19 protein-coding genes are annotated in these 26,720 nt (G+C 62.8%); 5 read left to right on the forward strand and 14 right to left on the reverse strand.

Features of this window, described 5'->3' with window-relative positions; all coding sequences use genetic code 11:
* Nucleotides 1–11: 11 nt before the first annotated feature.
* Nucleotides 12–977, reverse strand: a complete 966-nt coding sequence (locus tag NKH73_RS21840; RefSeq protein ID WP_352936113.1) for a sugar-binding transcriptional regulator — start codon at nucleotides 975–977, stop codon at nucleotides 12–14.
* Nucleotides 978–1,165: 188 nt separating this feature from the next.
* On the opposite strand from NKH73_RS21840, the gene NKH73_RS21845 reads away from it, so the two are divergent.
* The gene (locus NKH73_RS21845; protein ID WP_352936115.1) at nucleotides 1,166–2,803 is read left to right on the forward strand and encodes an acyl-CoA synthetase; all 1,638 of its coding nucleotides are present in this window, start codon (nucleotides 1,166–1,168) and stop codon (nucleotides 2,801–2,803) included.
* A 228-nt stretch (nucleotides 2,804–3,031) separates the two neighbouring features.
* On the opposite strand, the gene NKH73_RS21850 is transcribed toward NKH73_RS21845, so the two are convergent.
* The 3 genes from NKH73_RS21850 to NKH73_RS21860 all read right to left on the reverse strand — a co-directional run bounded on the left by NKH73_RS21850 (nucleotide 3,032) and on the right by NKH73_RS21860 (nucleotide 4,963).
* Nucleotides 3,032–3,268 carry a metallothionein gene (locus NKH73_RS21850; protein ID WP_352936116.1) on the reverse strand — a complete coding sequence of 79 codons (237 nt, stop codon included), beginning with the start codon at nucleotides 3,266–3,268 and terminating at the stop codon, nucleotides 3,032–3,034.
* A 110-nt stretch (nucleotides 3,269–3,378) separates the two neighbouring features.
* A complete protein-coding gene (locus tag NKH73_RS21855; protein WP_352936118.1) occupies nucleotides 3,379–4,323 on the reverse strand; it encodes a complex I NDUFA9 subunit family protein in 945 nt (314 codons plus the stop codon).
* 265 nt (nucleotides 4,324–4,588) lie between these two features.
* On the reverse strand, nucleotides 4,589–4,963 hold the full coding sequence (locus NKH73_RS21860) for a VOC family protein (RefSeq protein ID WP_352936120.1): 375 nt from the start codon (nucleotides 4,961–4,963) through the stop codon (nucleotides 4,589–4,591).
* A 241-nt stretch (nucleotides 4,964–5,204) separates the two neighbouring features.
* Here NKH73_RS21860 and NKH73_RS21865 point away from each other — a divergent pair, with 241 nt between their 5' ends.
* From NKH73_RS21865 to NKH73_RS21880, 4 genes are all read left to right on the forward strand, one after another.
* On the forward strand, nucleotides 5,205–5,810 hold the full coding sequence (locus NKH73_RS21865; RefSeq protein WP_352936121.1) for a TetR/AcrR family transcriptional regulator: 606 nt from the start codon (nucleotides 5,205–5,207) through the stop codon (nucleotides 5,808–5,810).
* A 53-nt stretch (nucleotides 5,811–5,863) separates the two neighbouring features.
* Nucleotides 5,864–7,024 (forward strand): efflux RND transporter periplasmic adaptor subunit, encoded by a 1,161-nt coding sequence (locus tag NKH73_RS21870; RefSeq protein ID WP_352936123.1) that lies wholly within the window; start codon nucleotides 5,864–5,866, stop codon nucleotides 7,022–7,024.
* A 252-nt stretch (nucleotides 7,025–7,276) separates the two neighbouring features.
* Nucleotides 7,277–10,426, forward strand: coding sequence for an efflux RND transporter permease subunit (locus NKH73_RS21875; protein ID WP_352936125.1), 3,150 nt, complete (start codon nucleotides 7,277–7,279; stop codon nucleotides 10,424–10,426).
* A 67-nt stretch (nucleotides 10,427–10,493) separates the two neighbouring features.
* On the forward strand, nucleotides 10,494–11,987 hold the full coding sequence (locus NKH73_RS21880; protein WP_352936127.1) for an aldehyde dehydrogenase family protein: 1,494 nt from the start codon (nucleotides 10,494–10,496) through the stop codon (nucleotides 11,985–11,987).
* A gap of 164 nt (nucleotides 11,988–12,151) precedes the next feature.
* Here the strand turns inward: NKH73_RS21880 and NKH73_RS21885 are convergent, their stop codons facing one another.
* The 10 genes from NKH73_RS21885 to NKH73_RS21930 form a co-directional block, all read right to left on the reverse strand.
* Nucleotides 12,152–13,861 (reverse strand): trimethylamine N-oxide permease, encoded by a 1,710-nt coding sequence (locus tag NKH73_RS21885; RefSeq protein WP_352936129.1) that lies wholly within the window; start codon nucleotides 13,859–13,861, stop codon nucleotides 12,152–12,154.
* A 396-nt stretch (nucleotides 13,862–14,257) separates the two neighbouring features.
* Nucleotides 14,258–16,627 (reverse strand): trimethylamine N-oxide demethylase, encoded by a 2,370-nt coding sequence (locus NKH73_RS21890; protein ID WP_352936131.1) that lies wholly within the window; start codon nucleotides 16,625–16,627, stop codon nucleotides 14,258–14,260.
* A gap of 305 nt (nucleotides 16,628–16,932) precedes the next feature.
* Nucleotides 16,933–17,562: a sarcosine oxidase subunit gamma gene (locus tag NKH73_RS21895; protein WP_352936133.1), complete on the reverse strand. Its 630-nt coding sequence runs from the start codon at nucleotides 17,560–17,562 to the stop codon at nucleotides 16,933–16,935.
* Nucleotides 17,555–20,539, reverse strand: a complete 2,985-nt coding sequence (locus NKH73_RS21900) for a sarcosine oxidase subunit alpha (RefSeq protein ID WP_352936135.1) — start codon at nucleotides 20,537–20,539, stop codon at nucleotides 17,555–17,557. The genes NKH73_RS21895 and NKH73_RS21900 overlap by 8 nt, the downstream gene beginning before the upstream one ends.
* Nucleotides 20,539–20,814, reverse strand: coding sequence for a sarcosine oxidase subunit delta (locus NKH73_RS21905; protein ID WP_352936137.1), 276 nt, complete (start codon nucleotides 20,812–20,814; stop codon nucleotides 20,539–20,541). Before NKH73_RS21905 ends, NKH73_RS21900 begins: the two co-directional genes overlap by 1 nt.
* 15 nt (nucleotides 20,815–20,829) lie before the next feature.
* Nucleotides 20,830–22,083 (reverse strand): sarcosine oxidase subunit beta family protein, encoded by a 1,254-nt coding sequence (locus NKH73_RS21910; protein ID WP_352936139.1) that lies wholly within the window; start codon nucleotides 22,081–22,083, stop codon nucleotides 20,830–20,832.
* Between the two features lie 92 nt (nucleotides 22,084–22,175).
* Nucleotides 22,176–23,483 (reverse strand): type III glutamate--ammonia ligase, encoded by a 1,308-nt coding sequence (glnT, locus tag NKH73_RS21915; protein WP_352936141.1) that lies wholly within the window; start codon nucleotides 23,481–23,483, stop codon nucleotides 22,176–22,178.
* Nucleotides 23,484–23,523: 40 nt separating this feature from the next.
* Entirely contained in the window at nucleotides 23,524–24,852 is a 1,329-nt protein-coding gene (locus NKH73_RS21920) for an FMN-binding glutamate synthase family protein (RefSeq protein ID WP_352936143.1), read from the reverse strand.
* 6 nt (nucleotides 24,853–24,858) lie between these two features.
* A complete protein-coding gene (locus tag NKH73_RS21925; RefSeq protein ID WP_502893923.1) occupies nucleotides 24,859–25,521 on the reverse strand; it encodes a GltB/FmdC/FwdC-like GXGXG domain-containing protein in 663 nt (220 codons plus the stop codon).
* Nucleotides 25,522–25,609: 88 nt separating this feature from the next.
* Nucleotides 25,610–26,506 (reverse strand): class II glutamine amidotransferase, encoded by an 897-nt coding sequence (locus tag NKH73_RS21930; protein WP_352936147.1) that lies wholly within the window; start codon nucleotides 26,504–26,506, stop codon nucleotides 25,610–25,612.
* Nucleotides 26,507–26,720: the final 214 nt, after the last annotated feature.

The raw sequence follows: 26,720 nt of genomic DNA on the forward strand, positions 1-26,720 counted from the left end.
TTTTGCTTAATCTAGGCGACCTTCTCCGCTGCCGATCCGGCATGGTCGAGCAGCCGTCGCGCCATCCGGGCGCCGACCACCAGATGCGTGCAAAGCCCACCCGCGAGCGCCGCCACCAGCGGTCCGAACTTGCTGTCCTCCTGCACCACCACGAGACGCTTTTCGATGTTGCGCAGCGATGACAGCTCTGCCGAAATGACCCGCCTGTTGTAGCTGCAATCGAGCGCCTTTCCTTGGCCGTCGATGATCTGCCCGGCGATGACGCCGGCAGCGCCGGCCCGCCGCAGCACATCCATTTCGCTTGTCGTCAGCGCGCCGCATTTGACGACATGGCTGTCGGCGTCGACTGTGCCGACCGAGTAAAGCGCCAGATCGCATTGACTGATGCCTGACAATTGCTCGCGGATCACCGGCTCGGCGCGCAAGCCGCGCGCCAGTTCTTCCGTCGTCAGCACCAGCGGCGCGTAGAAGTTGAGCCCCTCTGCGTTGAGCCGGCGCGCGATTTCCATGGTGCATTGGTCGGGACGGTAGGAATAGGGGGCTCCGAGATTGCCGCAGAGCTGCACCACTGTGACATCCTGCAGATCGGCATAGGACATGACGTCGGCGATCGTATAAACGGTCCGCCCCCAGGCGACGCCAATACGGTCGCCTTTCTTGACCAGTTCGAGAAAGACGCTCGCCGCCAGCACCGCAATGTCGGTCGAAGGATCGGCGACATGACCGTTTTCCGGTGCGATCCAGACGGCGTCGAGCTTCAACGCGTCTTCGAGCTTGCGCGCCAAGACGTCGTCGGTGAAAAGCTGGGTCGAGGTCGAGATATTGACGATGCCGGTTTCGCGCGCCTTGCGCAGATACATGGCGACCGAGGCTCGGGAAATTTTGAGCTGGCTCGCCACTTGGTCCTGGCGCAGGCCATGGGCATAGTAGAGCCAGGCGGCCTTGTGAATAAGCTGTTCTGCCGGTCGGATCGCCATGCCATCTCCTTGCTGACATTATTCACGGCTCTCGACAAAAGTCAAATTGAGTAAGGGCAAACGATGCCCTTTCGGTCGCCGAATCTAGATCATCCTTGTGCCAAATGCGCTCTATCGTGGCATCGTTGGTGGTGACGGGCCCGAAGCCCGCGGTTAGAAGTTCTCGACGAACACATTGGGAGGACGGGATGGGCAATCCCTACGAACAGGATCTCGACAGGAATCCAGCCAATCACCAGCCGCTGACACCGCTCAGCTATCTGGAGCGGGCGGCAAAGACCTTTCCCGACCATGTCGCGATCATCCATGGCCGCCAGCGCACGACCTATCGCGATTTCTGGCGGCGATCGCTGAAGCTTGCCTCGGCGCTCGCCAAGCGTGGCATCGGCAAGGGCGACACCGTCACCGTCATGCTGTCCAACACACCGCCGATGCTGGAAGCGCATTTCGGCGTGCCGATGACCAAGGCGGTGCTGCATTCGCTCAACACCCGCCTCGATGCCGCGGTTATCGCCTTCCAGCTTGACCACGCCGAAACCAAGGTGCTGATTGCCGATCGCGAATTCGCAAATGCCGTCGGCGCCGCGCTGGCGCTGGCTAAGGTAAAACCGCTGGTTATCGACTATGACGATCCCGAATACGCGGCCGATGCCCCCTATCCCAAGGGCCAGCGGATCGGCACGCTCGACTATGAGGATTTGGTCGCGGGCGGCGACGAGAACTTCGCCTGGTCGATGCCCGACGACGAGTGGGACGCCATTGCGCTCAACTACACTTCCGGCACGACAGGCAATCCGAAGGGTGTCGTCTACCACCATCGCGGCGCAGCACTGATGGCCTACGCCAACACCATCCACGCCGGCATGGGCAAGCATGCGGTCTATCTGTGGACGCTGCCGATGTTCCACTGCAATGGCTGGTGCTTTCCGTGGACGCTGGCCGTGCAGATCGGCACCCATGTCTGCCTGCGCTGGGTGCGGCCGAAGCCGGTCTACGATGCCATCGCCGATCACGGTGTCACCCATCTGTGCGGCGCGCCGGTGGTGATGTCGGTGCTGATCAATGCCAGCGAGGAGGACAAGCGGCAATTCCCGCAGACGGTCACCTTCAACACCGCCGCAGCACCGCCGCCGGAAGCGGTGCTGTCGGGCATGGCCGATGCCGGCTTCGTCGTGACCCACCTCTATGGCCTGACCGAGACCTATGGCCCGGCCGTTGTCAACGAATGGCATAGCGAGTGGGATGGGCTCGAAAAGGGTCTCAGGGCAGCCAGTAAGGCCAGGCAAGGCGTGCGCTATGCCGCGCTCGAAGATCTGACGGTGATGGACCCCGAAACGATGGATGAGACGCCGGCCGACGGCGAGACGATCGGCGAGGTTATGTTCCGCGGCAACATCGTCATGAAGGGCTATCTGAAGAACCGCAAGGCGAGCGACGAAGCCTTCGCCGGCGGTTGGTTTCACTCGGGCGACCTCGGCGTCATGCATCCCGACGGCTACATCCAGCTCAAGGACCGCTCCAAGGACATCATCATTTCCGGCGGCGAGAACATCTCCTCGATCGAGGTCGAGGAGGCGCTCTACAAGCACCCTGCCGTCGCCTCCTGCGGCGTCGTCGCCAGGCCCGACGACAAATGGGGCGAGGTGCCGGTCGCCTATGTCGAGCTGAAGCCGGGCAGGACGGCGACCGAGGCCGAGATCATCGACCACTGCCGCGCGCTGCTCGCCCGTTTCAAGGTCCCCAAGACAGTGTTCTTCGCCGAAATCCCGAAGACCTCGACCGGCAAGATCCAGAAATTCAGGCTGAGGGAGATGGCGAAGGGGTAAGTAGGCCAGGACCCATTAATCAGTTAAGCGTAACGACCGTTTTGAGCCCAGCGCTAACCTACGGGACCTCATCCGTCTGTAGTCGAAGAGGGATCATGATCTGCACCGATGGTGCCACTTTTCAGCGCTAATATACCCGCGACATCAATAGCAGGGGGCCATTTGCGCGGGGATCATGCTTTGGCGCCGGATCACATCCGATTCCGATGGGACGCCAAAAGCGTTGCATCAAGGTGCGCGATCGGTCAGCGCGCTCGCACCTTCCTCCGCGGCGCAATGGGCGCAGCAGTAGATAATGTCGTCTTGTTCGACGCCATGTCCGATGATCCGGCATCCGCAATGCGGACAGACCGGAGCAAGTTTCTGGACCGCACATTCGAAGCTGTCGAACGTATAGATTTCGTCGGCCATCTTCACTTCGAAAGCCTTGTCGTAGTCGTTCCCGCACTGATCGCATCTGGCCATAGTTTCTTTTCCTTCTTCATTGGCTCAAGCTCAACCAACCCGTCGCATGGCGATAGGTTCCCGTCAGGGCCATAGAGTCTTGCTAAGCAGGAGACGAGCGCGAGCCGGCGTCACGCGCGCCCTTCGATCAAGCGGATGACCTCGTCAATGTCCCGCGGCTCGATGTCGAGTTGCTTCAGGCCCGGCGCGCCGATTGATGCCACATTGTCATGCCGCATAAGATCGACCTGGTTGCGCGTTATGGGCGCGGCCGGAAGGAGTTCCGCGACGCCTGCCAAGGCGTTCCACGCCGCAAACGGCACCGGCATCAGCCTGATGCGGGTGTCGAGCTGTCGGGCGATCTCCCGCAGCAGTTCCTTATAGGTGTAGATGCGCGGGCCACCGAATTCGAATATCGATGAACCCTTGTTGTTTCGCCCGTCGATCAGCCGGCTCACTGCTTCTGCGACGTCTGCCACATAGACCGGCTGAAGCCGTGTGCCACCATCGCCGAACAGTGGATAGACCGGCAGGAGGCGTATCAGCCTTACAATGGTCGTAAGGAAAGCGTCGTCAGGTCCTGTCATAACGGCGGGACGCACAATGAAGGCGTCGGGAAACGCGCTCGCCACGGCAACTTCACCGCGCCCACGTGCCCTGATGTAGTTCGAGCCCGATTTGGGATCGGAGCCGATCCCCGAAATCTGGACGAACTGGTCGACTTCGCCAGCGCGCGACGCGGCGGCGAGATCAGCTGCGGCTTTCACATGCACGCGTTCAAACGTCTGGACGCCCTGCTCGACATAAAGACTGACAGCATTCACGATCGCCTGTGATCCGGCAATGGCCGAGCCGATCGAGGACGCATCCAATATATCCGCCCCGACGGCTTCGGGCATCTTTGCAGCCGAGGAAAAGACCGGGCCCACGCGAGCCGGATGGCGGGATGCGGCGCGGACCGTGAAACCCCTTTCCAGGAGCCGCTTCACGATCCTGCGTCCGAGAAAGCCTGTTCCGCCGAACACAGTGACGATCCGTTCTTTGTTGAGATCGTCGGGATCCATTTGCCTCGCCATCCCTTGTCTTCGCATGCCTGCCACGAGGACTGCCCTTGGCCGGCGTATGAACCAGCCCATCGACATCAGGACGGTTGGAGAACAACGCAGGAACGCTTTTGTTCCAGTCGGCGCTGGTCGATGACGGCGAATGGCGCTGTAGATGCGTGCGGATGCCCGACATCGCTGCGCGGAAGAGCCTGAACCGGCTTTGGCGCGCCAATTGCCGACCTTCCTGGCGCTTCTCCATAGCCGCGGTTCGCGCTACGGCTTGAGTTGACCCGTTTCAGCCGTCCGCCTGAATGTTTGGGCGAAGATGCGAGAGCACGTTGAGCAGCTTACCGGTCGGGTCGGCAATGAAGAAACGTCTGACGCCCCACGGCTCGTCGGTCAAATCGTAGACAAGTCTGCAACCGATCTCGTTGGCGCGAAGGTACACCTCATCGACATTGTCGACCTCGATCGACAGATCGGGTACGGGAGTGCCTGAGCCGCCCTCGCTGGCGATGCTGACCTGGGGGATGGTTGTTTCGCGGGACGCCAGCGTGACGAGCCACCCGTGGTCCATGACGGTATCGAGCCCGAAGAGGTCGGAGTAGAACTTCCGAACATTCGGAATGCTGTCTGTCGCAATATTCGTGACGATGCGCAGTACGGTCATCCCATGATCTCCTTTTCCGCGGCATTGGATGACAATACATAGCCGCGTGGGGGACCGCGTCGATAGCGGGGTGCCTGTGCACTGACCGCAACAGGCTTCATTAACGCTGATCACGCCCAACTGGCGTCAACGGATGTCACCAATCGCCCAAGACGATATTGTCGCAGTTGACATCCAGTCGACTTCGAATTACGAGTGACGAAATTCAAAATTCGTCATTCGTAAGAGATAACTAAACAAGATGCACGATACCCTCGATACGGCCGACCTGGTCCGGCAGGAGAATGTCGCGCGCATCCTCGATTGCGCAGAGCGACTGTTCCGCCACTACGGCTACGGCAAGACCAATGTCGCTGACATAGCGCGCGAACTCGGCATGTCGACGGCTAACATTTACCGTTTCTTCGCCTCGAAGGTCGAGATCCACCAGGCCGTTTGCGGCCGCATGCTCGCCACCTGCTACCAACTGACCTACGACGCCTGCCATAGTCCGGGAACCGCCAGCGAAAAGCTTCGCTGCTACGCGCAAACGCACTATCAGTGGACCCGCGACACCATGCTCGACCAGGAGAAGGTGCACGAAATGGTCGTCGTTGCCATCGAACGCGATTGGCATGTCATCGAGAAGCATATCGACCGGATCCGCAGCCTGGTGGCGGAGGTGATCAGCGACGGGATCGCAGCCGGCGAGTTTGCCGACCAGGACCCGGAAGTCGCTTCGCGGTGCTTCGGCGCCGCTATCATCACCCTCTGTCACCCGCAGATGGTCGCCCAGTGCCTTGCCAAAGAGAACCGGGCAATGCCGGACGAGCTTATCGAGTTTGCGATCAGGGCCTTGAAGAAATGACCGGCGGCGACCGCCGGTCTCGACAATTCCATCTCCAGTTCGGGAGTACGCAAGTGCCTTTGTCCAAATCCATCATGAACAGGCTGTCGGCCGTCGGTCCGGCTCTGGTTGTCGTCGCGGGGCTTGGGCTCGCCGGCTGTTCGCAGGAAAAAGTGGAAGTCAAGGACACCGTCCGGCCGGTCAAGGTCGTCGAGATCGCCAAGGCGAACGATACCCGTGAGCTCTCCTACTCCGGATCGGTGCGCGCCCGCACCGAGATGAATCTCGGCTTCCGCATCAACGGCAAGATCACCGAGCGCCTGGTCGACATCGGCCAGCGCGTGAAGCCGGGCGACGTTCTGGCCCGCATCGATCCCGCCGACTATGACCTTTCGGTCAACAGCGCCGAGGCTAGCCTCGAGGCCGCCGAGCGGCAGGTCGAGACAACAGGCCTTGCCCGTCGTCGCGCCGAACAGTTGTTTGCCAAGAACTTCGCATCGAAATCGCAGCTCGAACAGGCGACGCTCAGCTATGACCAAGCGGTCGCCACCCGGAACTCCGCCCGCTCAACGCTTGACCAGGCAAAAAACCAGGTCCTCTACACCGACCTCAAGTCCGACAGGAACGGCATCGTCACAGCAGTCACCGCCGATGTCGGTCAGGTGGTCGGCTCCGGCACGCCAGTTGTGACCGTTGCCGTCGATGGCGAGAAGGAAGTGCTGATCGCCGTTCCGGAAATGGATATCGCCCAGTTCAAGCCGGGCAAGGAGGTCAAGGCAGGCTTCTGGTCCGACGATGCGCTGACGCTCGACGGCAAGGTCCGCGAAGTCGCCGGCAGCGCCGATCAGCAGTCGCGTACCTTTGCCGTTCGCGTCAGCCTGCCCAACGATCCGCGTGTGCTTCTCGGCATGACCGCGAACATCGAAGCTTCGGCGGCCAACAACCGCCCACAAAGCGTATCGATCCCGTTGAGCGCGCTGGCGCAAAAGGATGGCCAGCAGATCGTTTGGACCGTGGACCGCAACGGCGAGACCGTCCACGCGCGTCCGGTCAAGGTCGCCGAATTCACCGCCGACGGCGTGCGTGTCGCCGAAGGATTGAAACCCGGCGATGTCGTCGTTGCGGCGGGCACACAATTCATGGCCGAAAATCTGCAGGTCAAGCTGACCGGTGATGCGGTGCAACAGTCCGCATCGGCGGACGATGATGGTAACGCCGCCAAGCGCCTGCGCTGACGGCTAGCAGATAAAACCGGCTTTTCCTCGCCTCGGCGCAAGCCACGAGGTCAAGCGGTTCATGGTTTCCGGGCGGCAGGGTGCCCGATTGTCGAGACGTCGGATCGATGTAACCCCCCAACATCGATCCTCGCGTCCCACAGCGATGAGTGTCTCTCCGCTCGGAAAGCCTCGCCGCCCGGAAGCCAGCATTAGAAGTTCCGTGGGCATGCCATGTGCGTGCGCTGACGGTCAGACAAATGGACTGGCGCTATGACCACCGACACCAATGAAAAGCGGCCCTTCAACCTTTCACGCTGGGCAATCGGGCATCCGAGCATTGCGCGGTTCCTGTTCGGCCTGATCATCGTTGCCGGCGCGCTCGGCCTGATGCGCATGGGCCAGAAGGAAGACCCGGATTTCACCTTCCGCGTCATGGTCGTCCAGGCTGTCTGGCCGGGTGCCTCGATCCAGGACATGGAGGACCAGGTCGTCAACAAGATCGAGCGCAAGCTGCAGGAAACGCCGCATCTCGATTTCGTCCGTTCCTACACGCGCGCCGGCAGCGCCATCATCACCTTGCAGGTGAAAGGCGACACCAATCCCGCTGAGGTCGCGGATGCCTTCTACCAGGTTCGCAAGAAGGTCGGCGATATCGCCAATGAGTTGCCTCAGGGGCTGCTTGGGCCCTACTTCAACGATGAGTTCGGCGACACTTTCATCACTTTGCATTCGATCAGCGGCGACGGCTACACCTATCCCGAGCTGAAGAAATTGGCCATCCAGGCGCGTGACATGCTGCTGACGACGCCCGGCGTCGAAAAGGCCGTGATCATCGGCGATCAGCCGGAAAAACTCTATATCGACGTTTCGTCCAAGGCGCTTGCCGAGCGCGGCCTGACGCTGACCGATCTGCAGAACGCGATCAGAGGCCAGAACAATGTCGATCCGGCGGGCTCGGTCGATACCGGCACGAACTCGGTGCGCATTTCGGTCGAGGGCGACGTAACCAAGGCTGCCGACATCCGCGAACTTCGCTTGCGTGCCGGCAACCAGGTGACGCGCCTGGGCGACATCGCCACCGTGACCTCCGGCCTCGAGGATCCCTATCAGCGTAAATACCGCTACAACGGCCACGACAGCGTCCAGGTCGGTGTCGTCATGGCCAAGGGCTTCAATGTCACCGATGTCGGCAAGGACGTCGAGGCGACCTATCACCGCTTCGAAGAGGCGCTGCCTTACGGCGTTTCGGTCGATCAGATCGCCGACCAGCCGGAAGTCGTCCGGGAAGCGGTGGGCGAGTTCATGAAGGCGCTTGGCGAGGCGCTGCTGATCGTGCTTGTCGTCTCGTTCCTGACGATCGGCTGGCGCTCGGGCCTGGTGATCGCGATCACCATACCGCTTGTCCTGGCCGCGACCTTCGCCATCATGTACGAGATCGGCATCGATCTGCAGCGCATTTCGCTCGGCGCGCTGATCATCGCGCTCGGCCTGCTCGTCGACGACGCGATGATCGTCGTCGAAATGATGGAACGCAAGCTCGAGGAAGGACTGGTCAAGGTCGAGGCAGCGAGCTTCGCTTACACCTCGACGGCTTTCCCAATGCTGACCGGCACGCTGATCACCACCGCCGGCTTCATCCCGGTCGGCTTCGCCGCCTCGACGGCCGGTGAATATGTACGCACGCTATTTTATGTCGTCGGCATCGCGCTGGTCGTGTCCTGGTTCGTGGCGGTCTATTTCACGCCGTGGCTTGGCAACATGATCCTCAAGCAGCGAAAGCACGCCGGCGGCAGCCATCACGATGTCTTCGACACGCGCTTCTACCGCCGGCTTCGCGCCACCGTCAGCTGGTCCGTGCGCCATCGCATCATCGTGCTGGTCATGACGCTGGTGACCTTCGCAACCAGCCTGTGGGCGTTCCAGTTCATCCCGCAGAACTTCTTCCCGCAGTCGTCGCGTCCGGAAATCCTTGTCGACCTCTGGCTGCCGGAAGGCACCAGCATCAAGGAAGTCGAGACGCAGGCCAAGGCGCTCGAAACCAGGATGATGGACGACAAGGACAAACGCTTCATCGCCACCTATATCGGCGAGGGCGCGCCGCGCTTCTTCCTGCCGCTCGACCAGCAGCTTCGCAATCCGAACTTCGCCCAGCTTCTGGTGATGGCCAACGACGAGCCGGCCCGCGAGCGGCTGATCGTCAAGCTGCGAACCATTCTGGCCGAGGATTTCCCGTCGATCCGCGCCAAGGTCGACCGCCTGTTCCTCGGACCGCCCACCGGCTGGCCGGTGCAGATGCGCGTCATGGGGCCCGATCGCCAGGAGGTGCGCCGCATCGCCGACGAGGTGAAGGCAAAGTTCCACGCAAATCCGCTGCTCGGCGCCGTCCACGACGACTGGCTGGAGCCGGTGCCGGAGATGAAACTGGTGATCGACCAGGATCGCGCCCGTGCGCTCGGCGTTACCTCGCAGCGCATCCGCCAGATGCTGCAGGCAACCATGTCGGGAGCGCCGCTCGACGACTTCCGCGACGGCGAGGAGACCGTTTCGATCGTCGCCCGCGAACCGGAGGCGAGCCGTCACCTGCTGTCGGCGGTCGATTCCGTCTCTATCCCGACGGACTTCGGTGGCTTCGTGCCGCTGTCGCAGGTCGCCAAGGTCGTCCCGGTGCTGGAGCAAGGTGTCGAATGGCGGCGCGACCGCCTGCCGACCATCAGCGTGCGTGCCACGCTGCCGGATGGGGTGCAGTCGAACGATGTCGTGATGAAGATGTACAGCGAGATGCAAGGCCTGCGTGACGGTCTGGCACCCGGCTACGCTGTCGAGATCCAGGGCGGCGCCGAGGATTCGGCCGAAAGCCAGGCCTCCATTGCCGCGAAAGCTCCAATCATGCTGGCCGTCATCGTCGTGCTGCTGATGATCCAACTGCAGCATTTCGGCAAGGCGATGCTGGTGCTGGCGACCGGCCCGCTCGGCATCATCGGTGCAGCCGCAGCACTTTTGATCAGCGGCGCGCCTTTCGGCTTCGTCGCCATCCTCGGCGTGATCGCGCTGCTTGGCATCATCATGCGCAACTCGATTATCCTGGTCGACCAGATCGACCAGGATATCGCGGCCGGCATGGAACGCTCGGAGGCCATCATCGGCTCGGCGGTCCGCCGCTTTCGGCCGATCATGCTGACGGCGCTGACCGCGGTTCTGGCGCTGATCCCGATTTCGCGCGGCGTGTTCTGGGGTCCGCTCGCCTATGCGATGATGGGCGGCATTCTCGTCGCCACGGTGCTGACCATCCTTGTCCTTCCGGCAGGCTATGCCTTGTTCTTCGGCAGGGAGCGCAAGAAAGCCGGGGACGCGGAGCAGGCGATCGAGCTGAAGCTGGCAGAAAACGACGACAGGCCGCGACTGCCTCTAGCTGCCGAATAGAGCTGTTGGCAGATGTGACATCCAGGGGTTAAATCCCCCACCGGCCGAGGCGCTGGAGGAGGACGTCATGACCATAGCTCCGACACCGGCGGCGCCGCTACAGCCGATCGACGGACGCCATCGCCAGATGTTCGTCGATGGCGCCTGGGTCGACGCCCGCTCGGGCCGGACCATGGAGACCCGTAATCCGGCCACCGGCGTGGTCATTGCCACGGTGCCGCGCAGCGATCGCCGGGATATCGACTTGGCGGTGGCCGCGGCGCGCAAGGCTTTTGACGGGCCGTGGAGCCGGTTCAAGCCCTATGAGCGGCAGGTGCTGCTGCTCAGGATCGCCGACCTCTTCGAAAAGCACTGGGAGGAGATCAGCCGCTCGGACACCACCGATATGGGCATGCCGATCGTGCGCACCCGCGCCAACCGCAACCGCGTCATCGGCATGCTGCGCTATTACGCCGGCATGGCGACGTCCCTACATGGCGAGACGATCGAGAACTCGCTGCCGGGCGAAATCGTCTCCTTCACCCGCAAGGAGCCGGTCGGCGTCGTCGGCGCCATCATCCCCTGGAACGCCCCGACGGCCGCTTCGATCTGGAAGATCGGGCCGGCGCTTGCCACCGGCTGCACGGTGGTGCTGAAACCTTCGGAAGAGGCGCCGCTAACGCCGCTTTTGATCGCCGACATCATGAACGAAGCCGGCGTTCCGCCAGGCGTCGTCAATATCGTGACCGGCACCGGCGCCGAGGCGGGTGCCGCACTCGCCGAACATATGGGCGTCGACAAGATCGTCTTCACCGGTTCAACGGCGACCGGCCAGTCGATCGTCCGCGCGTCCGCCGGCAATCTGAAGCGCGTCTCGCTGGAACTCGGCGGCAAGTCGCCGGTCATCGTCTGCGCCGACGCCGATCTCGACAGGGCGGTGCCGGTGGCGGCGATGTCGGTGTTTGCCAATTCCGGCCAGATCTGCATCGCCGGCTCGCGTCTGTTCGTCGAACGCTCCATCCATGACGAGTTCGTCGCGCGGCTGGCGGCCTATGCCAAGGGTCTCAGGATCGGCGACGGCATCGACCCGGCAACCGAAATCGGTCCGCTCGTTTCCGAAAAGCAGCTGCAGCGGGTCACCTCCTATCTCGAAGCCGGCACGGCGGAGGGCGCGACCCTCGTCACCGGTGGCACACGCCTTGTGGAAGGCGCGCTTGCCGCCGGCAATTTCGTCGCGCCGACGGTCTTTGCCCATGTCTCGGACGGCATGAAGATCGCACGCGAGGAAATCTTCGGACCGGTGATTTCCGCGCTGCCGTTCGATACGCTCGATGAGGCGGTCGAGCGAGCCAACAACACGCCCTACGGTCTTGCTGCCGGGGTCTTCACCCGCAATGTCGCCACCGCGCACCAGCTGTCGCGAAAAATCCGCGCCGGCTCGGTCTGGGTGAACACCTATCACGCCATCGATCCGGCGGTGCCCTTCGGCGGCTACAAGATGAGCGGCTACGGCCGTGAGGGCGGCGCCGAGCACCTCGACGAGTATCTCAATACCAAGGGCGTGTTCATCAAGATCGATTGAGCGGTTCGCCGAATAGGCCCTGAAAGGAAAAACCCGCCTCGGCGGCGGGTCTTCGGTGCGAATCAGCATTACACCTAAATTGGTAGCATAACTGACGGCACAAAGCAAGAACAAACACGCAGGATCGAGCGCGCATCGTGCGCTCGATCCGTTGAGGCGGGATGTCAGATGACGAACAGCCAGTTGGCGAGCAGCATCACCACGACGCCGGCAATCAGCGTCAAATAGGGCAGGATTCCCGCTTTTCTGACCGCGAGATCGGACGACGTCATGCCGAGATCAGCCAGCATATGGTCGGGGAATTTGCCCTTGTCCTGGATGTAATGCCGGAAGCAGAACACCGGGATGATGAGGGCAGCCGTGATCAGTCCTGCCCACAGTGCCATCGGGTTCCAGACCTTTGCGCCGGCGCCCATGAAGATCATGTTGACATAGGCAAAGACGGCGCCGAGGCCGAGCAGCCAGCTCGGCGCGCGCCAGGGCCGCGCGATATGGCCGTTATCGATGCGATGGATCCAGCCGGCATTGAGGTTGAGGAAGTTGAAGATGATGTAGCCGCAATTCGACACGGCGAGGATGAAGAAGAAGCTCGTCGCGTCGGCCGAGGCGATGGCCAGCACAGCCAGGTTGAAGATCAGGTCGGTCCACATTGCCCGGGTCGGGGCGCCGTGCTCGTTGACGTGGCTGAGATAGCGCGGCAGCCAGCCATCGACCGAGCCCTGGTAAAGCGTGCGCGATGACCCCGCCATCGCCGTCATGATGCACAGCACCAGTGCCAGGATCATCAGCATCACCAGCAGGCTGTGGATCAGCTGTCCGCCACCGACCATGCCGGCGAGCGCATCGGCAACGCCGGAGCCGTCGACGATCGGGGTCGCCAGCATGCCGTTCAAGCCGAGCACGCCCTGGAAGGTGAACGGCACCAGGATGAACAGCAGCATGCACAGCAGGCCGGAATAGAAGATCGCCTTGAACGTGTCGGTACCGGGATTCTTGAACTCCGACGTATAGCAGACGGCGGTCTCAAAACCGTAGGTTGACCACGCAGCGATGAACATGCCGCCGAGAACGAGCGTCCAGCCGGCGATGTTCCACGCCCCGGGCTCCGGTGCGTAGGCGGCCGCCAGCGGCACCAGCGGCGAAAAGTTCGCCCAGTCGATCTGGCCGGTGATGATCGGCACGACGCCGACGATCAGCATCGGGATGATCACGAACAGGCCGATATATTTCTGCACGTTGGCCGTGCCCAGGATGCCGCGATGCTGGATGGAGAAGATGATCAGCATCAGCACCGCGCCGATGAAAAAGGTGGCGTTGAAGGTGAAGGAGACCGGACCCAGCGTGTGCCCGTAGAGCGTCCAGTTGCGGATCGCCGGTGCGGCGGCCGCGGTCACCGCCGTGATGGCGTCGGCGGCACTCGTTCCGGCATGAGCCGCGATATAGGTGGCGACTTCCGGCGAGGTGTCGCTAAACAGCGGCACCGGCGCCAGCGCGTTGAGGATATAGGCGGCGGCGATCGAGCAGCCGAGCGACAGCACCGGCGACCAGGCGAACCAGTTGCACCACACCGATAGCGGCGCGATGAACTTGGAATAGCGCAGCCAGGCGGTGGCGCCATAGATCGAGGCGCCGCCGGACTTGTTTGGAAACAGGCCGGCGATCTCCGCATAGGTGAACGATTGCAGGAAGCCCATGATCATGGACATGGTCCAGATCAGGAAGGCCAGCTTCCCGGTCGTGCCGGCAATGCCGCCGATCGAAAACAGGACAAGGGCGGGAACGCCGCTTGCCACCCAGAAGGCGCCGCGCCAATCGATGTTCCGGTGCAGCTTCCCTTCGGCAGCCGGCACCAGGGCAGAGACTATCGTGCTCATTTACGTGAATTCCCCATTTCTGATGTTCCCCATCGGCGATGGCCGACACCTCGCAATGCGTCACCGACGCACGCGTTGAACGACCTCAGGCAGTTTCCGCTCAGTAGTATTTTTTTCTTGGCAGTGAAGATTGCCGCGTCACGCTTTCACGTCAAGCTTTTTGTGAAGCTGTGCACATCGCAGATGTGGAACATGCTCTCACCTTCCCCCTGGGGGAGAAAGTGGCCTCGCCCACGGGTCTTGCCTCCGGCAAGCCCGAGGACAGGCTCCAACGAGGTCGGATGAGGGTGTTCCAGCTTGGCACCGACAGCACTCCGTCCAACACCCCTCTTCCGTCTCGGCGCTGCGCGCCGATCCACCTTCTCCCACAGGGGGAGAAGGCAAGGGGTGCTGCCGTCAGGAGCGCGGTCTGGTCTTCTGCGGGTCGTAATGGGCAAAGGCGACGACCCGCGCCGGCAGCCGCTTGCTGTGGCCGTCGAGCTTGCCGATCTCGACCTCGGTGCCGATGGCGGCATGGGTGATATCAAGCCTGGCCAGTGCGATATTCTTGTTAAGCACCGGCGAGCGCATGCCCGAGGTGACCACGCCGATCTGGGCGCGGCCGATATGGACGCAATCGCCATGGCCGACCGCGATATTGGCGTCGATGTCGAGACCGACCAGTTTCTTCTGCGGGTTTTCCTTGCGCCGGATCAGTGCCTCGCGGCCGATGAAATCGTCGGTCTTGGTCTTCAGCGGCACGGTGAAGCCGATGCCGGCCTCGAACGGATCGGTTTGGTCGGAAAACTCGTAGCCGGCAAAGATCAGCCCGGCCTCGATGCGCACCATGTCGAGCGCCTGCAGCCCCATCGGCTTCAAGCCGTGCGGCTGGCCGGCCTCCCAGATGGCGTCGAACACCTTTTCGGCGTCGCGCGGATGGCACCAGATCTCGTAGCCGAGTTCGCCTGTGTAGCCGGTGCGCGAGACAACGACCGGAATGCCGTTGCCGCCGCCGATGCGCGCGACGGCGAAACGGAACCATTCGAGCTCCTCGATCGACGGCTGCAGCGGCGAGGTCCAGATGATCTCCTTGAGGATGTCACGGCTCTTCGGTCCTTGCACGGCGACATTGTGCATCTGATCGGTGGACGAGCGCACCAGCACGTTGAGGCCGAGTTTAGTCGCCGTCTCGCGCAGCCATTCGCCGGAAAGATCGTCGCCGCCGACCCAACGGAAATTGTCCTTGCCGAGCCTGAGCAGCGTGCCGTCGTCGATCATGCCGCCATGCTCGTAGCACATGGCTGAATAGACGACCTGGCCGACGCCGAGTTTTTTCACGTCGCGGGTCAGCGTGTATTGCAGCAACGCTTCGGAATCCGGGCCGGTGACCTCGAACTTGCGCAGTGGCGACAGGTCCAAGATCACCGCATCCTGCCGGCAGGCCCAGTATTCGTCGATAGGACCTTGCCTGGCGAAGGAATTGGCCAGCCAATAGCCCCTGTACTCGACGAAGTTGCGGGTGTGCTTGGCAAAGCTCGAATGAAATGATGTCTCGCGGGTCATTTTCGGTTCCGAATCGGGCGTCATGCGTCTGGCGATCGCTCGCGAGAATCTGTGCTGGCCGGAATAGGTCCGCACATGGATGTCGGTCAGGTTCCAGCCATTGGCTGGCGTCGTGTCGTCAGGGCAGGCGGAGGAGACGCAGACGATGTCGGTCAAGGCGCGCAGCAGCACGTAGTCGCCCGGCCGCGACCACGGCTCGTCCGATACCATGACGCCATGCGCGTCGATCGCCGTGTTGAAGAAGAAGTTGATAGCCATCCAGCCGGCGCGGGGATTTACTCCCTTGTCCGCAAGCGCGCGGTTGAAATTCTCCGAACAGTTGACGTGACCGGGATAGCCGATGTCGTCGTAATATTTGGCCGCGCAAGCGAGCGCAAAAGCGTCGTGCCGGCCGCATGTGTCCTGCACCACCTCGACCAGCGGCTCCATGTCCTGATCGTAGTATTTCGAATGCAGGCCGGGCATTGGATAGCTCGAACCCATCAGCGTGCGGGTCGTCGTCACGTCGAGCGGATGGTCGCGGCCCTTGTCGAGCTTGCGCGCCGAAAAGCACTGGAAGTCGGTGCATTGGCGCCCGTCGACATCGATGATCTGTAGATAGTCGCCCGCCTTGACGAAGTAGGCTTCAGCCGTCGCCGAATGGACGCGCAAATCGAGCACCGGATCGGCGAGCGGATCGCCCAATTGCGACTTCGCCGCCGGACGGATCGTGGCGCGGCGCACGATGACGCTGAGCGGCGTCGCCGTGTCATGGCCGTCGACCAGCATCGGCCCGCCGGGAGCGGCGATCAGCATCGCGCCGTCGCGGGCGACGGCGAAACCCTGTTCGGTGCCGGCAGGGGTCGCGCCGCCGAAGACGCGAACCGCTTTTGCCTGATCCAGCTGCACCTGGCGTCGCTCGAGCCCGTGGCGCAAGGAAGCGAGGCTGTCGTCGCCATCGGCCAGCAGCGCCTTGATGCCGGCGGCATTGCTGTTCGATTTCTCACCGAAAATACCTGCTTCGGTCGCGCCGCCCTTGTCCCATGCCAGCAGTTCGCAAGCCTGCCCGCCTTCGACATTGCGCACGGTGATGGTGTCGCCGGCCTCGATCTCGATGAGCACCGCGCCATTGCCATGAACGAAATAGCGTTCCATGCCGGCCGGCAGCGCGATCTGGCCGGGCCGCAGGACGAGGCTCGGCCGGGGCGGTCCGGCTGCGATGGCGGGGTAGGGCGACTGGCTCATCTCGACCCTGTGGTTTAGGAAATAAGTTTGCCTGTACGTGAAATTATTTTAGCAGCAAGAATAGCAGTGCTTGCAGTTTTGGCAAGGCGGAGCGACCAGGTGCGGCTCTCCCTTCTCCCCTTGTGGGAGAAGGTGGCCGAGCGCAGCTCGGTCGGATGAGGGGTGCTGGACGGATCGCAACGGCCAGGAAGTAAGCACTTAGAATCATTTCATTCTTTGACGTCGAGTTTCTTCCAACACCCCTCATCCGTCTTGGCGCTGCGCGCCAATCCACCTTCTCCCACAAGGGGAGAAGGGAAGCCGAACTATGCCAATTCCTCGGAGTATCGGATATCGATGCCATACTCGGCGGCCGCGCCGAGCATCGTGTGCCACAGGCTTTCGGCGAAGGTTGCGAACACCAGAAGGTTGAACACAGCCTGCCCATCCGTCTGATCGCCGCCGCGCCAGAGATTGACGCTGGTGTGGTCGATCGAGGTCGCAGCGCCAGCACCGACTGGTAACGCCGCCGGGTGCAGATCGATCGACGAGAGCTTCGCCAGCATGGCGCGCGCCTTGGCACCCGAAACGCTGATCAGGGCGCGCGCATGCGACTGGTCCGACAGCGAAGCCGATTGCGAAAACGCCTGGCTCAAGGTGTCCATCGCGTGCTTGCCGCCCTTGGACAGGGCGAGGAACTGATCCGGTCCCGACCAGATGAGCGTCATGTCCGAAGCGCTGACCGCCTTCGGCACATCCGGAGCCGCCATGCCGAAACGGGCTTTGGCGGCGCTTGCCAGGTCCGCCGCTTTGCCACGCCGCGCCATGATCTGAATTAGGTCGAAATTGCGGATCTCGGTGAGCGAAATGCCCGGCGTGACGCCGCCCGCACCATAAGGGCCGGGCACAAGCGCATGCTCCAGTGGACTGCGGGAAACCCAGGAAAACTCAGCCACGCTGGCGCCCTCCATCCGGATCGTAGAAGACGGGATTGCACAGCTCGACGTCATAGTCTTCGCCGCGCAGCGGATCATGCGCGTGGACGATCTCGCCGATCCGCTCGCGGCCGCGCTCGACAAGCGCCAGCCCGATCCACTGGTCGAGCGATGGCGAGAAGCAGACCGACGTGACATAGCCCTGGTCGTTGGCGGAACCCGGTATCTCGCCCTTCGGAATGATATGCGCGCCGGAGCGCAGGCGGCGCGCTCTGTCCGTCGGCTTGATGCCGACCACCACCTGTCGGTCCGACGCAACCAGCGCCTCGCGTCCGGCCATGACGCGGCCGATGAAATCCTTCTTGGTCGACATCATCTTGCCGAGCCCGAGGTCGGCGGCGGTCGTGGTGCCGTTCAGCTCCGGCCCGGCGACATGGCCCTTTTCGATGCGCATGACGCCGAGCGCCTCGGTGCCGTAGGGCGTCACGCCGAATTGTTTGCCGGCCAGCATCAGGTTGCGCACCAGCGCATCGCCGTAGCGGGCCGGAACGGAGATCTCAAACGCCATCTCGCCGGAGAACGAGATGCGGAACAACCGAGCCTTGATGCCGCCGCGAAGCGCTACTTCGCGCGCGCCCATGAACGGAAAGCCCTCGTTCGACAGATCCTCGGTGGGATCGACGATTTCCCGAAGCAGGTCCCGGGTCTTTGGCCCGGTGATCGAGAATTGCGCCCACTGGTCCGACACCGACGTCAATTGCACGTCGAGTTCCGGAAACAGCACCTGCCGGCAGAACTCGAGATGCTGCATCACCGGGCCGGCCTTGGCAGTCGTGGTGGTCAGGAAATAATGACCTTCGGCCAGCCGCGACGTAGTGCCGTCATCATAGACCATGCCGTCCTCGCGCAGCATCAGCCCGTAGCGGGCTTTCCCCACAGCCAGACTGGAGAAGGTGTTGATGTAGACGCGGTCGAGGAAGGCGCCGGCATCCGGGCCGTGCACGTCGATCTTGCCAAGCGTCGAGACATCGCAGAAGCCGACGCCGCCGCGCACCGCCTTGACCTCGCGGGTGACCGATTCCAGCCAGTCCTTCTCGCCGGCGCGCGGATACCACTGCGCGCGCTTCCACAGGCCGGTATCGACGAAAACCGCGCCCTGTTCGGCTGCCCAGTGATGCGACGGCGTCAGCCTCGTCGCATGAAAGTTCTCGTCGCGATGACGGCCGGCGAAGGCGCCGATGGCGACCGGCACATAGGGCGGACGGTAGATCGTCGTGCCGGTCTCGGGGATCGATTTGCCCGATACCGCCGCCATGATGGCGAGGCCGGCGACATTCGAAGTCTTTCCCTGGTCTGTAGCCATGCCGAGCGTCGTGTAGCGCTTCAGATGCTCGACCGATTCAAAGCCTTCGCGCTGTGCCAGTTCGATGTCCGAAGCGGTGACGTCATGCTGATAGTCGACAAAGGCTTTGCCTTTACCGGCGACATGCCAGAGCGGGGTCAGCGAAAAAGCCTCATCATCGGCGACTGGCGGCGTGCCGGCATTGCCGTTGTGTCCGGCGCTCTGTGCCGCTGCCGCACCGGCGGCAAACCCCTGGCGCAGGCAGGCGCCGAGGCCGAATGCGCCGTTGGCAGCACCGGCGGCCACCATGCCCGGAGGGGCGCTGTCCGGCACGAAGGCCGATATATCGTCCTGCCATTTCGGCCGGCCGCGATGATAGGAGGTCAGCCCGACCGCCGGGTTCCAGCCGCCGGAAACGGCAAGCCCGTCGACTTCGACCTCGGCGCGTGCGCCGCCGGTGAGCGATACCGAGATTTTTCGGACACCGTCCTTGCCGCCATCGACCGCGCTGACCGAACCGTTTAGCACGGGGAAACCGCCTTTTGAGGCGAGCGAACGATGAGCAGGGGAGACATCCGGCCGCGCATCGACGACCGCTGCGATCTGCAATCCGGCGCCAAGTGCCGTCTCGACCGTGCGCCAGCCATCCTCATTGTTGGTGAACAGCGCGATGCGTTTGGCCGGCGTCGCCGCATAGCGCGCGACATAGGTCCGCATCGCCGAAGCCATCATCACGCCGGGCGTGTCGTTGCCGGCAAAGACGATCGGCCGCTCGATGGCGCCGGCGGCAACGATTGAGCGCTTTGCCACGATCCGCCACAGCCGCTGGCGCACCTGATGCTCCGGCGGCGAGGGCAGATGATCGTTGACGCGTTCGATCGCGCCATAGGTGCCGCCATCATAGACGCCAAACAGTGTCGTGCGGTTCATGATGCGGACATCGGGCAGCGTGGCGAGTTCAGCTAGCGTGCGCGAAATCCATTCGGCCGCTGGTACGCCATCGATCGCGCCGCCGTCGACAAGCAGGCGGCCGCCAAGCGCAAAATCTTCCTCGCACAGGATGACGCGGGCACCGCTGCGTCCAGAGGCAAGCGCTGCCGCGAGCCCGGCCGGGCCGGAACCGGCGATCAGCACGTCGCAATGCGCCCATACCTTGTCGTAATGGTCGAGATCGGCAACGCCCGCCGCGCGTCCTAGACCGGCGGCACGGCGGATCGCCGGCTCGTAGATCGCTTCCCAGAACTTTGCCGGCCACATGAAGGTCTTGTAGTAGAAGCCGGCAACGAAGATCGGCGCGAACAATTGGTTCACCGCCATCAGATCGTGCCGCAGCGACGGCCAGCGGTTCTGGCTGGCCGCTTCGAGACCGTCATAAAGTTCGGCTGTCGTCGCCTTGGTGTTTGGCTCGCGGCGCGCGCCCGTGCGCAGCTCGACCAGCGCGTTGGGTTCCTCCGAGCCTGATGTCAGGATGCCGCGCGGCCGGTGGTATTTGAACGAGCGGCCGACCAGCTTGACGCCATTGGCAATCAGCGCCGAGGCAAGTGTGTCGCCCTGGAAGCCGGCAAAGGTCTTGCCGTCGAAGCGAAAATTCAGCGGTGCCGAACGATCGATAAGGCCGCCGCTCTCCAGCCGGTGTGTCTGTGCGCGGCTGACCATCAGGCACCAACCTTGGCGGCACCGACGCCCGCTGACGGTTCGACCGAGGAAATCTCATGTGTCAGCGTGTTGCGGGTGATCTTCAGCCAGGCCCGGCAGCCGCCGCCATGGTACCAGTGCTCGCTCGTCTCGCCGGCGACATTGTCGCGCAGATAGACATAGTCGAACACCTCGTCCTCAGAGCCGCCGGCCGCCGGACGCGCCGGCTTGGCGTCGCCGAGATAAGTGAACTCGCCGAGTTCTCGTTCGCCGCAGAAAGGGCAGACAATACGCATGTTTCCGGGCCGTCCTCAGTGCAGGTTCGGTTGGGCGCCGACGCCCTTTTCATCGATCATCGCGCCGCGCCGGAACCGGTCGAGGCGGAAGCGCGCGGCTTCCTTGTGCGGCTCGTCGCGGGCCAGAAGATGGGCAAAGACAAAGCCGGAGCCCGGCGTCGCCTTGAAGCCACCATAGCACCAGCCGGCATTGAGATAGAGCCCGTCCACCGGTGTCTTGTCGATGATCGGCGAGCCGTCCATCGACATGTCCATGATGCCGCCCCATTGGCGCAAAAGGCGCACGCGGCCGATCATCGGCATCAGCGCCATGCCGCCCTCGCAGACGTCTTCCATCACAGGCATGTTGCCGCGCTGGGCATAGGAATTGTAGCCGTCTATGTCGCCGCCGAAGACCAGTCCGCCCTTGTCGGACTGGCTGACGTAGAAATGGCCGGCGCCGAAGGTCATGACGTTGGGGATCAGCAGCTTGATCGCTTCGGAGACGAAGGCCTGCAGCACATGGCTTTCGATCGGCAGCCGTAGGCCGGCCATCGCCGCGACGCGCGAGGAACTGCCGGCGACAGCCATGCCGACCTTGCCGGCGCCGATTGTGCCGCGCGAAGTCTCGACGCCGGTCACCTTGCCATTGGCGTCCCGCGAAAAACCTGTGACCTCGCAGTTCTGGATGATATCGACGCCGAGCGCGCTCGCCGCATGGGCGTAGCCCCAGACCACCGCGTCGTGGCGCGCCGTGCCGCCACGTCGCTGCAAGAGGCCGCCTTGCACAGGAAAGCGTGCATTGTCGAAGTTCAGGAACGGCATCATCTTCTTGGCCGCCGCCAGGTCGAGCAGTTCGGCATCGATGCCGTTGATGCGCATGGTGTTGCCGCGCCGCGCATAGGCGTCGCGCTGCGCGTCGGAATGATAGAGGTTGATGACGCCGCGCTGGCTGACCATGGTGTTGTAGTTGAGGTCCTGTTCCATGCGCTCCCACAGCTTCATCGACAGCTCGTAGAAGCCGGTATTGCCGGGCAGCCCGTAATTGGAGCGGATGATAGTGGTGTTGCGGCCGGCATTGCCGGAGCCGATCCAGCCTTTTTCCAGCACGGCGACATTCCTGATGCCGTACTCGCTGGCCAGGAACCACGCCGTCGCCAGCCCGTGGCCGCCGCCGCCGATGATCACCACGTCGTAATGATCCTTAGGGCTGGCATCGCGCCAGGTGCGCTGCCAATTCTTGTGGCCGGAAAAGGCGGCGCGGGCGAGGGAGAAGATCGAGTATTTCATAAATCTATTCCGAGGTCGCTCGCGCCACGCAGGATCTTTCTTGACGCATCGGAACCATCCGAAAACCGCTTCGCACTTCTCGGTCCGATGCTCTAGATATCCAGCGTGTGGTCGCGCTCCCACTGGGTGAAGTGGGAAGCATAGGAATTCCATTCCTGGTGCTTGAGCTTTAGATAAGCCGACGAGAATTCCTCACCCAGCGCCGCCTTGAGCGATTTGTCGTTGTCGAACTCGCGCAATGCATCGAGCAGGTTGAGCGGCAGCTTCGGCGCGCCCTCCACCGTGTGTCCGTGCTGGTACATGTCGATGTCGTAGCGCCTGCCGGGATCGGCCTTCGAGCGGATGCCGTCAAGTCCGGCGGCGATGATGACGGCCTGCAGCAGATAAGGGTTCGCCGCGCCATCGGGCAGGCGCAGCTCGAAGCGGCCGGGGCCAGGCACACGCACCATATGGGTGCGGTTGTTGCCGGTCCAGGTCACCGAGTTAGGCGCCCAGGTGGCACCCGAAATGGTGCGCGGCGCGTTGATGCGCTTGTAGGAATTGACCGTCGGGTTGGTGATCGCCGCAAGTGCCGAGGCATGTTTCATAATGCCGCCAAGAAAATTCCTGCCCTTCTCCGACAGGCCGAGCTCCATGGCATTATCGGCAAAGACATTGGTCTTGCCGTCCTTGTCCCACACCGAGATGTGGGCGTGGCAGCCATTGCCGGTCAGGCCGGGGAATGGCTTCGGCATGAATGTTGCGCGCAGGCCGTGCTTCTCTGCAACGGACCTCACCATGAACTTGAAGAAGGAGTGCTTGTCGGCGGTCGCCAGCGCGTCGTCGAAGGCCCAGTTCATCTCGAACTGGCCGTTGGCGTCCTCATGGTCGTTCTGGTAGGCGCCCCAGCCGAGCGCCAGCATGTGGTCGCAGATCTCGGCGATGACATCGTAGCGGCGCATCACCGCCTGCTGGTCGTAGCAGGGCTTCGACGCCGTGTCGTATTCGTCGGAAATCGTCTTGCCGTCCGGCGAGATCAGGAAGAACTCGGCCTCGACGCCGGTCTTGATATGCATGCCGTCGCCAGCCGCCTCGGCAATCAACCGCTTCAGCGTATTGCGCGGCGCCTGGGCGACCGACTTGTCGTCCATGATGCAATTGGCGGCGACCCAGGCGACATCAGGTTTCCATGGCAGCTGGATGACCGAATCCGGATCCGGCACCGCCAGCATGTCGGGATGCGCCGGCGTCAGGTCGAGCCAGGTGGCAAAGCCGGCAAAGCCGGCACCGTCCTTCTGCATGTCGGCGATGGCTTGCGCCGGCACCAGCTTGGCACGCTGCCCACCGAACAGGTCGGTGTAGGAAATCATGAAATACTTGACGCCGTTCTCTTTGGCGAATGCGGCGAGATCGTTCCCCATTATAGTTCCTCGCTTATGGATTTTTGGTGGCCTGATTGTCTTAGAAGCCGTTCTTCCCCGGTATCCAGTTGGTGCCGGCCAGCGGCACGCCGGCCATGGCGGCGGCTTCGATGGTGAGCGCGACGAGATCCTCGGGCTCGAGATTGTGCAGGCTGTTCTTGCCGCAGGCGCGGGCGATGGTCTGCGCCTCGAGCGTCATCACCTTCAGGTAATTCGCCAATCGCCGTCCGGCGGCGACCGGATCGACCCGCTTCATCAGTTCGGGATCCTGCGTCGTGATGCCGGCCGGGTCGCGTCCCTCGTGCCAGTCGTCATAGGCGCCGGCGGTGGTGCCAAGCTCGTTGTACTCCGCTTCCCAGCGCGGGTCGTTGTCGCCGAGCGCGACAAGTGCTGCCGTGCCAATCGACACCGCGTCGACGCCAAGCGCCAGCGCCTTGGCGACATCGGCGCCGTTGCGGATGCCGCCGGAGACGATCAGCTGCACCTTGCGGTGCATGCCGAGATCCTGCAGCGCCTGCACCGCCGGCCTGATGCAGGCAAGCGTCGGCTGGCCGACATTCTCGATGAACACTTCCTGGGTTGCGGCGGTGCCGCCCTGCATGCCGTCGATCACGACGACGTCCGCGCCTGATTTCACCGCAAGGGCTGTATCGTAATAGGGCCTCGCGCCGCCGACCTTGACGTAGATCGGCTTTTCCCAGTCGGTGATTTCGCGCAGCTCCAGGATCTTGATCTCGAGATCGTCGGGCCCGGTCCAGTCGGGATGACGCGAGGCCGAACGCTGGTCGATACCCTTCGGCAGCGTGCGCATTTCGGCGACCCGGTCCGAAATCTTCTGGCCAAGCAGCATGCCGCCGCCGCCGGGCTTGGCGCCCTGGCCGACGACGATCTCGATCGCATCCGCCCGGCGCAAATCACGCGGGTTCATGCCGTAGCGCGACGGCAGATATTGATAGACCAGCGTCTGCGAGTGACCGCGCTCTTCCTCGGTCATGCCGCCGTCGCCGGTGGTCGTCGAGGTGCCGGACAGCGTCGCGCCGCGCCCCAAAGCCTCTTTGGCCGGACCGGACAACGAGCCGAAACTCATGCCGGCGATGGTGATCGGGATTTTCAGCTCGATCGGCTTCTTGGCATGGCGCGAACCCAGCACGACACTGGTGTCGCAACGCTCGCGATAGCCTTCGAGCGGATAGCGCGAGATCGAGGCGCCGAGCACCAGCAGGTCGTCGAAATGCGGCAGCCTGCGCTTGGCGCCGGCGCCGCGGATGTCATAGATGCCGGTCGCCGCAGCGCGGCGGATCTCGGAAAGCGTGTAGTCGTCGAAGGTCGCGGATTTGCGCGGCGTCGTCGGCGGGTTGCGATAAGTCATTGAGCCTCAATACGCGTCGGCGTTGTCGATGTTGAAATTGTAGAGCGTGCGCGCCGAACCGTAACGGGTGAATTCCGTCGCTTTGACGCCGGTAACCCCAGCGCGGTCTAGCAGGCCTTGCACGAATTCCAGATGCTCGGGACGCATTTCCTTGGCGATGCAGTCGGCGCCGAGGCTGCCGACCTTGCCGCGCACGAACAGCCGCGCCTCGTAGATGGAATCGCCGAGCGCGTCGCCGGCATCGCCCAGCACCACCAGATTGCCGGATTGCGCCATGAACGCCGACATATGGCCGATATTGCCATGGACGACGATGTCGATGCCCTTCATCGAAATGCCGCAGCGCGACGACGCATTGCCTTCGATGACCAGCAACCCGCCCCGGCCGGTGGCACCGGCATACTGGCTGGCATCGCCTTTGACGGTTATCGAGCCAGACATCATGTTTTCGCCGACGCCGGGACCGGCCGAGCCATGCACGGTGATGGTGCTGCCGTCGTTCATGCCGCCGCAGTAATAGCCGACGCTGCCGCGGACATCGATGGTGATCGGCTGGTCGACCCCGACGGCGACCGAATGGCTGCCTTTCGGATGAAGCACTTCCCAGGCGGTCTCGTTCGAACCGGGGGTCAAATCATGAAGTGCCTGATTGAGCTCGCGCAGCGGCATTTCGCTGAGGTCGAAGACCCTCGACGCCCGGTTCTGCTCATGGCCTTGCTCGCGGGCCGCCTTGGAGACATTGATTGCTGGCATGAACTCAGTGCTCCCAGAAATAGACGGTTGCGGGCTCGGGTTCCCAGACCCTCGCATTGTCTATGCCGGGCAGTTTGGTGAGCGCGCGATATTCCGAGCCGAAGGCGACATACTGGTCGGTCTCGGCCATGACGGCAGGTTTGCAGGCGATCGGATCGCGCACCACGCCAAAGCCGTTCTTGGTGCCGACGACGAAGGTGAAGAAGCCGTCGAGGTCGCTCAGCGTGCCTTCCAGCGCCTCGCCGAGATTCTTGCCATGCGCCATCTGCGAGGAGAGATAGGCGGCCGCGACCTCCGTGTCGTTCTCGGTCTCGAATTTCATGCCTTCGCGGATCAGCTCGCGGCGGACATTGTTGTGATTGGACAGCGAACCATTGTGCACAAGGCACTGGTCGGCGCCGGTCGAGAACGGATGCGCGCCCATTGTTGTGACAGCCGATTCGGTCGCCATGCGGGTATGCCCGATGCCGTGCGTGCCGGTCATGCTGCGGACGTCGAAACGATCGACGACCGCCTCCGGCAAGCCGACTTCCTTGTAGATCTCGACAACGTCGCCGGCACCCATGATGCGGATATCCGGGCGAAGCGTCTGAATGGCCTCGCGCGCTTCATCGATCTTGGCGGGGGTGGTCCTGACGACGGCATGGGTCGACTTCACTGCAATGCTGACCGGGGCTCCGATGGCCTTGGCCAGTTCGGCGTCGAGGCCGCGGAAGTCGCGCTCCGGCTTTGCCGACTGGATGGTGATTTTGGCCTCGTTGCCTGTTGGCGCGCCGTAGATGGCGATGCCGGCGCTGTCGGGACCGCGATCGCTGAGCGAGATCAGCATCTGCGACAGCATTGAGCCGAGCTGGGGCTCGAGCGACTTGTCTTTCAAAAACAGTCCGACGATTCCGCACATGTCAGGCTCCTGAGATGAGGTATGATTTAGGTGCTACCAGCTTCATAAGTCGAATTCAACTCGCATGAAAGTTTTTTTCATCTTGGACAAGTCGTCTGGGGCAAAAAAAGCCCCCCACGACCCCCAGGTGGGTTTATTGAGGTGGATAGACATTATTGTTTAATGTAACGGGCGATGCCCCGCCAAAAAACGTTCGAATTAAACGTTATAGAGG

The organism is Mesorhizobium sp. M0938 (genome assembly GCF_040319125.1).
GTDB lineage: Bacteria > Pseudomonadota > Alphaproteobacteria > Rhizobiales > Rhizobiaceae > Mesorhizobium > Mesorhizobium robiniae.